The organism is Paenibacillus sp. FSL R5-0810 (assembly GCF_038002285.1).
GTDB lineage: Bacteria > Bacillota > Bacilli > Paenibacillales > Paenibacillaceae > Paenibacillus_AQ > Paenibacillus_AQ lactis.
Genome location: NZ_JBBOCF010000001.1, coordinates 4010895 through 4024158, shown reverse-complemented (window position 1 = coordinate 4024158; position 13264 = coordinate 4010895). Strand labels below are relative to the sequence as shown.

General features: G+C 47.9%; 11 protein-coding genes. 8 read left to right on the top strand and 3 right to left on the bottom strand.

The window, feature by feature from the left end; genetic code table 11:
* Window positions 1-103: 103 nt before the first annotated feature.
* From MKX76_RS17990 to MKX76_RS17975, 4 genes are all read left to right on the top strand, one after another.
* The gene (locus tag MKX76_RS17990; protein WP_007131025.1) at window positions 104-1249 is read left to right on the top strand and encodes an endospore germination permease; all 1146 of its coding nucleotides are present in this window, start codon (window positions 104-106) and stop codon (window positions 1247-1249) included.
* A complete protein-coding gene (locus tag MKX76_RS17985; RefSeq protein ID WP_244152739.1) occupies window positions 1246-2778 on the top strand; it encodes a spore germination protein in 1533 nt (510 codons plus the stop codon). Before MKX76_RS17990 ends, MKX76_RS17985 begins: the two co-directional genes overlap by 4 nt.
* A complete protein-coding gene (locus MKX76_RS17980) occupies window positions 2775-3911 on the top strand; it encodes a Ger(x)C family spore germination protein (protein ID WP_007131027.1) in 1137 nt (378 codons plus the stop codon). Before MKX76_RS17985 ends, MKX76_RS17980 begins: the two co-directional genes overlap by 4 nt.
* A 699-nt stretch (window positions 3912-4610) precedes the next feature.
* Window positions 4611-4934, top strand: a complete 324-nt coding sequence (locus MKX76_RS17975) for a HAMP domain-containing protein (protein WP_341035055.1) — start codon at window positions 4611-4613, stop codon at window positions 4932-4934.
* A gap of 58 nt (window positions 4935-4992) precedes the next feature.
* On the opposite strand, the gene MKX76_RS17970 is transcribed toward MKX76_RS17975, so the two are convergent.
* On the bottom strand, window positions 4993-5973 hold the full coding sequence (locus MKX76_RS17970; protein ID WP_341034356.1) for a BtrH N-terminal domain-containing protein: 981 nt from the start codon (window positions 5971-5973) through the stop codon (window positions 4993-4995).
* Window positions 5957-6529, bottom strand: coding sequence for a PadR family transcriptional regulator (locus tag MKX76_RS17965; RefSeq protein WP_213614984.1), 573 nt, complete (start codon window positions 6527-6529; stop codon window positions 5957-5959). The genes MKX76_RS17970 and MKX76_RS17965 overlap by 17 nt, the downstream gene beginning before the upstream one ends.
* Window positions 6530-6851: 322 nt before the next feature.
* Between MKX76_RS17965 and MKX76_RS17960 the strand changes: the two genes are divergently transcribed.
* From MKX76_RS17960 to MKX76_RS17945, 4 genes are all read left to right on the top strand, one after another.
* Window positions 6852-7808, top strand: coding sequence for a helix-turn-helix transcriptional regulator (locus tag MKX76_RS17960; protein WP_210095629.1), 957 nt, complete (start codon window positions 6852-6854; stop codon window positions 7806-7808).
* 197 nt (window positions 7809-8005) lie between these two features.
* Window positions 8006-9838, top strand: coding sequence for an ABC transporter ATP-binding protein (locus tag MKX76_RS17955; RefSeq protein ID WP_341034355.1), 1833 nt, complete (start codon window positions 8006-8008; stop codon window positions 9836-9838).
* Window positions 9807-11555: an ABC transporter ATP-binding protein gene (locus MKX76_RS17950; protein ID WP_210095631.1), complete on the top strand. Its 1749-nt coding sequence runs from the start codon at window positions 9807-9809 to the stop codon at window positions 11553-11555. Before MKX76_RS17955 ends, MKX76_RS17950 begins: the two co-directional genes overlap by 32 nt.
* Before the next feature lie 69 nt (window positions 11556-11624).
* Window positions 11625-12488 carry an alpha/beta fold hydrolase gene (locus MKX76_RS17945; RefSeq protein ID WP_028404462.1) on the top strand — a complete coding sequence of 288 codons (864 nt, stop codon included), beginning with the start codon at window positions 11625-11627 and terminating at the stop codon, window positions 12486-12488.
* Window positions 12489-12593: 105 nt separating this feature from the next.
* On the opposite strand, the gene MKX76_RS17940 is transcribed toward MKX76_RS17945, so the two are convergent.
* Window positions 12594-13004, bottom strand: coding sequence for a VOC family protein (locus MKX76_RS17940; protein ID WP_051425059.1), 411 nt, complete (start codon window positions 13002-13004; stop codon window positions 12594-12596).
* Between the last annotated feature and the right edge of the window lie 260 nt (window positions 13005-13264).

The following is a 13264-nucleotide window of genomic DNA, read 5'->3' as shown; positions in this document are numbered from 1 at the left end:
ATCTCGTGCATAGCAATTATCGAAGCAGCTTTATGAAGGCATTGGTTGATTAGGGATCCCCTCCAAGAACAGTTACCGAATTTCTAAAATGAGTGATTTTGGGATGAAAATGAAGAAGATGGGAAAAGTAATGGTACTGCTTCCATTTAGTGCTTCACAGGGTAAGGTGAGTTTGATGCCGAAAATTTCAGTTTTACAGTCATACATGATCATAATACTTTCTGTCGGTTTGCTGAACCACGTCATCATCATACCGTTACTGCTCGGTTCATCAGGGCGAGATGCCTGGCTTGTAGTACTTCTTGTATTAATCGCTTCGCCAATTTGGATTGGCATTCTGAGCCATATCCTAAAAAACATGAACGGAATGCACGTTAGGGATTGGTTAAAGCAACAATTCGGAATGGTTCTCTCGGTAACCTTGATTGTTCTATACAGTGTACTTGTATGGCTTATGGGAGTCATTTCCCTTAAGGACACTATAACATGGACAATTGCAACTTATATGCCTCAATCTCCAATGCTTGTTCTCGCAGGAACGACGCTTTTCGGATGCTTCTTCGCGGCATTTAAAGGGCTTCGCACCATTGCAATTTTAAGCGGGATATTGTTGCCTTTTGTTGTTATTCTGGGTGACCTTGTCATGGTTGCAAACTTTCAGTTTAAAGACTACACCATGCTATTTCCTCTTCTCGAAAATGGGTTATCTCCGCTTTGGAAAGGCATACCCTACGCAGCTGGGGGATTGTTGGAGTTGTCGTTGCTGATTTTGTTTCAGCACAAGTTAACGAAAAAACCAGGTTTCAAAAGTTTAATGCTTATTTGCATCATATTATCCGGGCTAACGCTCGGCCCTTTGATGGGCTCGATCGCCATGTATGGCCCTGATGAAGCGGCACACCAACGATACCCCCCTTTCGAACAATGGAGAATGGTTCGACTGGGCGAGTATGTGGAGCATATTGATTTTTTCTCGATTTACCAGTGGTTATCCGGTATGTACATTCGAGTTTCCCTTTCCCTGTTACTCTTAAGCGAATTGTGGGAATTGCAAAAGTATAAGTGGTTGCCTATGTTTCTGGGCGCTTTATTCATGCTGGTTGTTACATTGTTGCCAATCAGCGATATGATTTTTCAAGACCTGCTCAGCCGATATTACTTTCCTTTGTTTTGTGTCTTTACCATTGTGGTCATGTTCGTATATTTCGTGCGAATTTTAATCTCAACACGGAGTAAAAGGAGCAATTGAAATTGATAAAGCTTTTCAGTAATAAATGGGCAAAGGACATAAAATCGTCGACACAACAAGGGGCGCCTGATACACAACCGCTTAATGAACAAACACTTCTTCAACGTTTCCAGATGTGTAGTGATGTAAAGGATCATGTTTACAAATTAAAAACTGGCGACGATCAATCAAGGATCGTTTTACTGTATTGCGATGGGTTATGTGACAACCAACAACTCATTCAGGATGTGGTGCTTCCTCACTTGACTCGGTTTTACGAAAATCACGGTTTTCAAAAGAACAAGGAAGTTCTGGAGTCGTGTCAATTACAGCTTGAGAGCATTTCCTTCGAGGAGTGGGGGCAAAAATCCGAAACGGACATTTTTGAGGGAAAACTGCTTTTGTTTATTCCGACACTAACTTCATTGTTCTCCCTCGACATATCGAAAAAACCGGCACGCCAGCCCGAAGAATCCAATATCGAAGTCTCTATTCGCGGGCCGAAAGACGGTTTTGTTGAGGAACTCGGTGTCAATGTTGCGTTAATTCGGAAACGAATCAAGTCAACAAGCATGGTATACGAAACGAAAACAGTAGGTGTCCGGACAAAAACAACTATTGCAATTCTCTATATGCAAGACATTGTTGATCCGAAAATCGTCCAAGATATCAAGATGAAATTGGATCGTGTTCACATTGACGGAGCAATCAGCGCCACTCAACTGGAAGAGTTAATGGAACCGACCAAAGCTTTGTTTCCTTTGATGGGCTATACGGGAAGACCCGACTTTACCGTTAACTGCATGATGAATGGACGTGTAGCGCTGATTGTGGATGGTACGCCTGCCGCGTTGATCGCACCGGCAAATTTGTTCCTGCTCTTGAAAACGCCGGAAGACATCCACTTTACTGCATTATCGTCTACGTTTGGGCAAGCGCTTCGTTTGCTCGGATTGACCGTATCACTCATGCTGCCCGGTTTTTGGGTTGCCATTCTTTCGTTTCATCAGGATCAGTTGCCCTATTACCTTCTTGCAACAATTGGCATCAACCGATTAGGCATTCCTCTTGGCGTGACAGGGGAAATGTTTCTCGCGCTCATCTTTTTGGAAATATTGCGGGAAGCCGGTATTCGGTTGCCTTCAGCGATAGGATCTACAGTTACGGTAGTGGGAGGGCTTATTTTAGGGGATGCAGCCATACGCGCAGGATTTTTATCCCCTAGCATTGTTGTCATAGGAGCTATTACGCAAGTGTTCGGTTCGACTTTATCCAACCAGTCAATGAGTGGGACAATAAGCATTTTGCGCTTCTTCCTGTTCGCTTTGTCTGCCATCTTGGGGTTCTATGGCTATTTACTTGCTTTGTTTATCGTGATAACTCATTTAGCCTCTTTGCGTTCATTCGGATTGCCTTACCTGGCTCCGGTTTCGCCTCTATATGAAGACTTCGCCAATGCCTTGTTCCGATTACCATGGAGATGGCGGAAAACTCGGCCAGACATGCTAAATACTCAAGATTCTACAAGCCAAGGGGATAAGCAGAAATGAACGCATATAAATTTACCGCAGTTCTTCTGCTTCCCTTCTTTCTCACCGGATGTTGGAGCAAATACGAAGTACAAAACATGAACTATGTAACTGCCGTTGGAATTGATTATGCGGATGGCCAATACATTATTTATGCACAGTTGCTCGATTTCTCCACAGTGGCAAAATTGGAAGGACAACAGAAATCGGAACAGCCTCCGATCTGGATCGGCATAGGAAAAGGTATCTCATTTACAGAAGCGGCGAATGATTTATACAGCACTTCGGAACAAAGGTTAAACTGGGGACAAATCTCAGCAATCTTGTTTAGCGAAAGATTATTGAAGGAACGAAAAGTGGGTGAAGTGTTGGAACTGATCGACCGATATCGTGAGATAAGGTACTTAGCTTGGGTGTTCAGTACGCGCGATCCCCTTGACGAGGTCTTAATTGCGACTCCATTTTTCAGATTATCGCCGAAAGCGTCGATTCTACATAACCCCGAACAGAATTATCGGCAGCGTTCTATCCTCGCTCCGATCCGCCTGCAAAGATTTGTAATGGATTCAAACGAAAAGGCGAGGACAAGCTACATACCAGAATTATCTGTCCGAAAGGATCAGTGGAAGGAAAATCAAAAACCGCATGATCTGCTTAGATATTCAGGCATACAAATATACGATAAGGACAAATATTACGCACGCATGAACCTCGAAGAAATAAAAGGATTGCCATGGCTGAATAAACACACAATCCGACTGCCCGTCAACTTGTTTTCCGATAACAAGCTTGTTGCAGTTCTCGTCGCGGAAAAACCCAAATATGACGTTAAACCAAGGGTTACATATAACAAAGTATATTTCGATGTTTCCGTTAAAGTGGAGGCTGGAGTAAATGAGCTACATGCAGACGTTACGGAGCAGGAACTCACGCAACTGGCCCAAAAAGAAATTGAGCATCAAATTAGGCAGACCTTTCAAACCGCGGTTGAAAAGAGAATAGATATTTATAATCTAGGGGAATCTCTTTTTCGCAGGAATCCGTATGCGTGGAAACGGATTGTATCTGGGACTGTATTAAACAAAGATTCCTTACAAACGATCAACGTTAACGTACAAATCGTGTACCCTGGCAGGTATAAACTTTCCCCTTGAATTTGGTTGTGATTTACTTTTGCGGGTGGTGCCAGCTTCCTAGTACTGCCTTATATGGGGTATTGGGCGACCGGTACCCGTTTCATTCGAGTTATTACCTCCTTGCCCGGTATCAGGAAACTTTACTTATGATAGTTGACACTGCTTATTCAACACATGTTGAGTGCTGTGTGTCGCTCGTATGGAAGTAATGATTAGGAGCCGCATTTACCTTTCATTAAAACTGATAGAGCCTAAGTGGGGTCACCGCTTGGGCTTTTATTATGCACAGATATTATAGAGACAAAATGAAAGGTGTTCAGGAAATGGAGGCCCTTTTTGTTATTGGGCATGTGGGCATGCGCGTGACCGTGATGTCCGTGAGCATGTCCATGGCTGTGATCATGCCCGTGATCATGATGATCATGATGATCATGGGTAGAATGCGGATGGCTGGAATGGCTCATAACGTTTACCTCCTCGTATATGAACAATTGCTCATATATTCTTGTGAGATGATCATACACTCATTTTCCGACTGACGCAAGCCTTTTTTTGACATGTTGCGAAAAGCGAAGTAACGCGAAAAAAATTTACATATCCGATACATGTAAGGCTGGGATGATACATCTGCCCGATACCGTTTGAGCCGTGAGGGTATCCTCATGAGAATTTGAAAAAGGGAGGGCGGGAGGCGCGACCGATAACGAAGGAAAGGAGCTGGCCGCAGCACAACGTGGAGAGATCGCTTATTTTACGAAGTCTGTCCCCCGGTTATCCAAAAACTCTCAGCAGGTGTATGCCGGGGATTACAACATGGATATGCGAGTATCCTCCCGCGATGAGATCAGTGAATTGGCAGGCATGTTTAAGAAGATGATGCAGAGGATCAGGGAGCAAATCCGTATCACTGAACAGAAACGAGGTGCATTAAAGAAAGCTCAGGCACAAAACAAAGTGTTTTTCGCTAATGCTGCGCACGAGATGAATCCTCCGTTAACAACGCTCATAGGTTACGCCCAGATTATAAAGAAAAAGGGATAGAGTCATCAGAATACCTTCTGAAACTCTATCCTTTTTTACAAAGGAACGATTTATTTTCTCACAACAATAACTCCATGGCTGTGCGTTCTTTATCCGCGATCTCGAGCAAGAGCTTGGAAGCCTGCTGCAGCTCCTGGTGGCTGCCCGTTCTTCCCGCACGGTCGATTAATGCTGAGACGCTGACCCACATTGGGGCGATCTCCGTGAACAATTGGTAGGCTTGCTCGATTCGCGGGTCTGCTAATTGATCGGCGCATTCCTTCAAGTAATCCCGATACAGATTCCGAAACAAAGCGCCGCCGGTTCCCGCGCGTTCCATCAGCAAAGCCGTCAGGCATAAATCATGCTCGAAATGGCTGCTGCGGGAAGGCCACTTCAGGATTTCTTTGCTCATTTTCACGATGCCTTTATTTCCGATATTGCGGATAGGCGGGTTCAGATAGTCCTGCGCATTCTTGGTCAAGGATTGGCGTAATGCGGGAGCGAGCGGAGGTAAGGCGTCAATCGGCTCGAGCGTAAAGGAACGATTCCGGGAACTCATGGGTCCTTTTGCATTTCTGGCTTCAGCCAAGCTTGTCAAACGCGTCTTCACCAGACTGCCCTGTTGTCCGGTATCCGCCATATAGGCGTATTCGTCATCCATACCGTATAGGACCGCATAGTGACCGGCAAAGTGCACTTTGCTCGTGAAATAGTCCAAGTAATAGGAATCCAATTTCAGCCCGACCGGAATCCCGCGTTCGATACAGCCCCGTACGTTCCGCCACGCTTTATCGACGGAGGACGTTTCTTGAACGTTAACGGTCAAACGCAGCATGTCGGCGAGGTTGGCCGTCAACTGATCCACTTTCACTCTTCCGCCGATGAACGGAAAATCCATTCCCTTCGAGTCCCAATAAATGAATCCGAGCCCTTGTCCGAGTCCGAACAGCATCGGCTCCGACAGCTGGACTCCCGCAAACTGCATTAAATTGCCCATGGCAGTCGTTTCGCAATGCTCACCTTGGTAAGGAACGAAGCCTTCAATGATTGTGCTCATCTTCCCTGGTCTCCTTCGACAATTCGTTAATTAAACTGGCAACGAACGCTTGCTCACTCTCTATCAGCCTGAGCGGATGCAAGAACAGCGCCCTTACGTGCAGCGGCAATCGAACGCCGCCTTGGGATTCGAATTTTTGCCGTATGCCTTCTGAAGCCTCCCGAAGAAAATCCAACCTTTTCCGTAATGCAGCTATGGCCATGTCGTTCCCGATAAAAGGCATAGCGGCCAAGCCAAGATCGAAGCGATTGTCGCGCTCACGTGCTGACGACAGACTGTCAAGGATCTCATCTTTCAGCTGGGCCATGCCGGCTTCGGTGAGGACATACCGGGTCGGCGCTGGTCCCTTGCCGGATTTTCCATCGGATTCCTCGGATGCAATCCATCCTTTATCGCTCAGTTTCTTCAGTCCGACGTAGATTGAGGTCGTGCCGATGTTCGCCCATTCCCGATACCCTCGTTGATCGACTAATTTCTTAATATCGTAGCCCGAAGCTTGACGGCATTCCGCGATCATTTGCAGCAGCATGAATTCGACATTGGAAATAGGGTGCATGAAGAACCCCCTTAAATTTATTATTTCACATATGTAATATAACACCAGTGAAATATAAGTTCAATAACGGGTTCTATGGAGGCGCGTACGGCTGGTCAGAGTTGACCAACAGCACATTCGAAAGGGGAGGCACTCATCTTGTAGACTTGCACCGACTCATGTGGGAAGAGTTATTGGTCTTTTTTTAGAAAAGGCGATATTTCTGGGAAACATTATTTTATAATTTAGACATCATCGAGGTGCTAATGATGCTACAAAAGTATATTTATAAATTTTGCAAAATCCTGAATTAACAATTTTTGCGAAACGGGGTAGGAATAAAATGGCAGATTTCCATCATAACTTTCATTTGTTTTTCGACGAATTCGGCCTGCGGCAGCAAAGTACAAAGGGGTCGGAAATGACGATGAATACGCCGATCGGAGATGGAAGCATTCGTCGACTCGTTCCTCGCCCCGATCTCGAGATCGTGTTTGAAGAGTTGATGTTCCATGGCGATTTTCTCATGCCGCTAGCCACAACAACGCCAATGGTTGAGCTTCACTATTGTTTGCAAGGAACGAGGGTTATTCATGTCGAACGAAATCAGTACGAATTTGTTCCCGGGACGTGTGCGCTTCAACTCATCGACGAAGGGAAAGCGCTGTTTGAATTTACCGGAAATCAGCCTTATCAGGCACTATCAGTCGGGATTCCCGTTTCGACCTTCCATCATTACATGGAGGATATCTCGGGTGCCAGGCATCTTCATTTTTCCAGCCTTCTCGGGAGAAAGCCTTTCCGCCTTTTTGATGAGCCCATCGATCCCGCGTCTGCCGTAATTATTAAACGCTTGTCTCAGTCTGTGCAAACAGGCAGCATGAAGAACCTGGAGCTGGAGTGCAATGTGCTGGAGCTCCTGTCATCGGCCTTTCAGTCATTTCTTACCGAGCCGAAGACTCCGAGACTATCTAGCATTGAAAGGCAAAAAATACAGCGGGCGCGCGATATTATGTTGGAACGAATGGCGAATCCCCCCTCGCTGGTCGAACTGTCCCGTATGATTGGCCTGAACGATAACAAATTAAAAGTTGGCTTTAAAGAACTATACGGAACGACCGTATTTGGTTATTTGAGGGAAAAACGACTGGAAAAAGCCTTTCTCCTTTTGCAGCAAGGAGACTTGAATGTGACTGAAACGTCGCTTTCGGTAGGCTACTCCAACCCCAGTTACTTTACTGAGGCATTTCGGGAAAAGTACGGCGTAAATCCCGGAAACCTGCTTAGACGTTCATTTTGATTTGTAGCATGGAATTCATGAACAATTGTTTTATGGAAAGGCTGTTCTTCGGAGCAGTCTTTTTGTTTTGGATCGATGGCTCCCTGTAACCGCGAAAATACTCCGTCTACTGGTAGAGAAGGAATCGATTCGACTGTACGCTAAGGATTATGGAGTTTGTTTAAATACAATAAAACTCGAAAGGTCGAGGGAGAGCTATGACAAATAAAAAGGGGATAGCCAGACTGCTGGAAATCGCCGGAGAGAAGCGCGGACTGATGATCGTCTCCGGCCTGTTATCTTCGCTTAGTGCCATTTGTATGCTGGTGCCTTACGCTTCCGTCTATTTCATTTTGAAAGAGTTGTTGGAGCACGCGGCGTCCCCGGCTTTGGCTGACGGAGCGAAGATGATCCGCTTTGGCGTTATCGCTTTGCTCGGCTTCGCAGTCGGCTTGATTACGATGTACGCAGGGGGAATGGCTTCGCATATCGCCGCTTTCCGTATTCTTTACGGTCTCAGGATCAAGCTTTCCGGCCATATCGGCAAGCTTCCGCTCGGATGGCTGACCGGCAAATCGACGGGAGCCGTCAAGAAAACGCTGGAACAAAGCGTAGAGAAAGTGGAGACGTTCATTGCTCACCAGTTACCTGATCTCGTACATGTTGCCGTGACCACGCTCCTGATGATTGCCGTGATGTTCACGCTGAATGTTTGGCTGGCGATTGCTTGCATCGTGCCGATTGTTCTCGGTTTCGCGGTTCAGATCGCGCTCATAAGCGGGTCGGAGACGAAAGAAAACCTCAAGCGGTGCTATGATTCACTGGAACGGATGAATGCTTCTGCCGTCCAATATGTGCGGGGGATGCCTGCCGTCAAGGTGTTCGGACAAACCGTACAATCTTTTCGCCAGTTTCACCAGGACATGATTCGTTACCGCGACTATGGCGTTAAATTAACGGATCAGTTTCAATACGGATCTTTAATTTTCAAGGTGATTCTTGGCTCGTTAGCCGCGTTTATTCTGCCTGTCGGCGTGTTTTTGTTAAGCCGCGATCCGGGCAGCGTCGCCTTCGCCTCTGTTCTGTTGTTTTTCCTGGTCATGGCACCGGGCATATCCGCCCCGATGTTTAAAATCATGTTCCTGGCCGAAACAATCAGGGATATTAACGAGGGCGTGGAGCGCATCGACCGCATATTGGCGGAGCCGCATGTGCCGGAGCCCGAGCATCCGAGCCGGCCGACTTCATTCGATGTTACATTCGATCACGTCTTTTTTTCGTATGGATCGGAGCATGCGGATACCGATGCGCTTGCGGACATTTCCTTTACCGCCCGCCAAGGGGAAGTGACGGCGCTCGTCGGTCCGTCAGGAGCGGGCAAATCAACCATCGCGAACCTGGTGCCTCGTTTCTGGAATGTGAACACGGGATCGATTCGCATCGGCGATGTGGATATCCGCGAAATAGCGACCCCTGATCTGATGAACACCGTTGCATTCGTGTTTCAGGAATCCTTTTTGTTTTACGACACCGTGTACAACAATATCGCGGTTGGGCGGCCGGACGCGCCGCCGGAAGATGTGTACGCCGCGGCGAAGGCGGCGCAGTGCCATGCATTCATCGAGGACCTTCCGCTTGGGTATGACACGCTGATTGGAGAAGGAGGCGTTTATTTGTCCGGCGGGGAGGAACAGCGGATCGCCGTGGCTAGAGCGATCCTGAAAAACGCCCCCATCCTTGTGCTCGATGAAGCGACGGCGTTTGCCGACCCGGAGAACGAGCATGAGATGCAGCTGGCGTTGAAAACATTGATGAAAAACAAGACGGTCATCGTCATCGCGCATCGCCTGTCCACCATTCGGGATGCAGAACAAATTCTCGTCATGGACAGCGGGAGAATCGTCGAGCGGGGAAGGCATGAAGGGCTCCTCTCGGCGGGCGGCCTGTACGGACGCATGTGGAATTCCTATCGTCAAGCGGCAGCTTGGCATATGGGCAAAGGGGAGGTGGACGCTGAACATGAACATGCTGCGCAGCATTACGGCGGATAATCCGCGCTCGCTCGTCAAACCTGTTTTTTACACGACGATTGCCAACCTGGCGGGGATCATTCCTTTTGCGCTGTTGGTGGAAGCGGCGAGATTGATCTTTAACCCGTTTGTCCATCCCGATATCCCGCTGGATACGGCACGACTCTGGTGGGTGTGCGGTGGGCTGGCGGCTTCGCTCGTTCTCTTGTTTGTCTGCGAAATTCCTGCTTATCGAGCCCAATACCGCGACGCATACGGTGCGGCGGCGAACGGACGGTCTCGGCTGGCCGAGCATTTGCGCAAGCTGTCTCTGGGATACCTGAACAAGCGGGATCCGGGTGATCTGGCCAATATGATAACGGGCGATTTTGCGATGCTGGAGCACGGCATCTCCCATTTGGTTCCGCAGATGATCGGAGCCGTCGTCATGCCGGTTCTGGCCTTGATCGGCCTGTCTTTCCTCGACTGGCGCCTCGCGCTTTCCTTGTTCGCGGCTATGCCTTTGGCCATCCTGCTGGTGTTCTTGACGTCCGGCATCCAGCGCAAACTCGGCTCGCAGCATATGCGGGCCAAGATCGATGCCGGAGGCCGGCTGCAAGAATACTTGAACGGTATCCGGGTGATCAAAGCCTATAACTTGACAGGAGAACGTTTTGTCCGGCTTGAAAGCTCATTCAGGGAATTGATGCGGCAGAGCATCCGCCTCGAAGGGATCGTGGGGCCCATTGTACTGAGCGCGATTGCCTGTATTCGTGGCGGTCTAACCCTGATGGTCATGGCTGGTGTTCATCTGCTGCTCGGCGGAAGCCTGGATGTCATCACATTCGTAGCGTTCCTGATCATCGGAACCCGAATCTTCGATCCGTTGATGACAGCGCTCGCCGGTTATGCGGAGCTTCGCTATCTCGAGCAGGCGGGCGGACGCATCGTGCAGCTTTTGCGGGAGCCGGTCATGCAAGGAGAGCGGCTGCCCCCTGCAAATCATGATGTCGAATTGAAGCAAGTTACGTTTGGCTACATGGATCAGCAGGTTCTCCGGGAGGTGAGCCTAAGCATGCCGGCGGGTTCCTTTACCGCATTGGTCGGCCCTTCGGGCAGCGGCAAAAGTACGATTCTTCGGCTCATTGCCCGTTTTTACGACCCGGATAAGGGAACGGTGATAATGGGCGGGGAGGACATTCGTGCCATGGACCCGGAAGCATTGCTTCACAAAGTATCGATGGTGTTTCAAGATGTGTACCTGTTTCAGGATACGATCGCAGGCAATATCCGGTTCGGCCGAAAGGACGCAACGCGTGAGGAAATCGAGGAAGCAGCGCGGCTTGCTTGTTGTCACGATTTTATCCTGAAGCTGCCACAAGGTTACGACACGATGGTAGGTGAGGGAGGAAGCACATTGTCGGGAGGTGAAAAACAGCGGATTTCCATTGCCAGGGCGATGCTGAAAAATGCGCCGATCATTCTCCTCGATGAAGCAACGGCTTCTCTGGATCCCGAGAACGAAGCCGAGATTCAAAAAGCAATCGATCGTCTTGTTCGAGGCCGAACCGTCATCGTCGTTGCTCACCGGCTTAAGACCGTGCAGCATGCCGACCGGATTGTTGTAATGGATCATGGGCAGATCGTGGAGCAGGGCCGCCATGATGAATTGCTTTCGTCGAATGGCCTGTATGCCCGGTTATGGAGTCGGCAGCATTCGCCCCAGCAACCAGATATATTCCCTGACCACCGTCCTTAAGCTAACGGGCAGTGATGGTGAGGAAGCACGCGGTTTCTAAATTTATGAATGAGCATGGAGGATGAGCATATGAGGGATTATACCGTGATGTTGAATGATGGCAGAAAACTTGGATGTGCAGAGTATGGTCAAATTGATGGTGAAGCGGTCTTTGTATTCCATGGAACGCCGGGAGCACGCTACCAAATCTACGCTGCCCGGCTGGAATCTATTGCACAAGAAGGCCCAGTTCCGTTGCGAATTTTCGTACCAGAACGACCTGGGTACGGGTTATCGGATGCAAAAGCGGGAAGAACACTGGATGATTGGTGCCAGGATTTTGAAGCTTTGGCTGATGAAATTGGTGTTAAGCGGTTTTCTATTGTCGGGATTTCCGGGGGGGCGCCTTTTGCTCTTGCCTGTACGTATAGAATGCCAACACGCGTTCGGAAAACGGCCGTTATTTGTGGAATGGGTCCTATCGATATCCTTGGTCAAGAGGGGCTCTGTCTCTTTACGGAAGAAAAGGTTTGCCTTCAGGGTCCTGAATTCACCCGGGCATATATAACTAAGCTAGCAAATATGGTCAATGCTAACCCAGACCGCTTCACGGAATATTATATCGATAACCTTCCAGAATTGGATCGAAAATTAATTTCGGACGACCTGGTTCCCGTTCTTAAGCAATCCGGTATCGAAGCAACTCGGCAAGTGGACGGAATGGTAGATGATTATGTGATTTTTGGTCAACCATGGAACATCCCACTACAAAAAATACGCGTGCCCGTTGCGTTCTGGCATAGCGAAGACGATCATGTTGTCCCGATTCGCTATGCGGATTACCTAGCATCTATCATCCCGAACGCGAAACTGAGGCGGATGCAAGACTATGATCACTTTGGGTCGTTTTTAGCCGCACAACCTGAGCTTTATGACTTTTTAACTTTAGACTGATGTGACCTAGCCCTTTACTTCTGAAGAAATAAAGGGCTAAGTCAATTGGCGTAGAGGAGGCTTGTTCGATTCTAGGATCTTCCAATATTGAATGAGAGGAGGTATTCAGTCATTAACCATAACATCCCATGCTACACCAAACTTATCCCTAAGATGACCAAAATAATCTCCCCATGGTTGATCTGCAATCGGATATATTATAGTTCCCCCTTCGCTTAATGCCGCAAATAAGCGGTCAGCTTCTTCCCGGGATTTTGGATTGAGACTTATGGTTACATTCGGGATCAAATCCCAGTGCATGGGCTCCTTAGTATCGCTTGCCATTAATATACTTTCACCTAAATCAAGACCCATATTTAAAATAAGATTTTTGTCTTCATCCGGTAATTCTTTGTCACTCATATCCTGATAGCGTACAATTGGTCCTGCCAAATCAACCTTCAACGCATCTTTATAAAACAACATAGCTTCTTCAGCTTGACCATTAAATTTCAAATACACGTTTAACTTTATCATCGAACATCCCCCCTTCTTTTTAATCCCTTTAATTATAGCGTTTCAAATATCTGCATATTTCTTCTCGATTGCTGAAGTCTCCTTTCTTTATTCCCTCCACACTCATTTTCATGCAAACCAATAGATTTGCCCGCCGGTAAGCGGCACCTATAATGTCAACAAACTAATCTTCACATCCACCGGAAACGAATCGAAGCCGTTTGAGCACGCAGCGCTTATCCAGTGAGCCAATACTCGGAATCTTGTCAAAATGGAAGGTA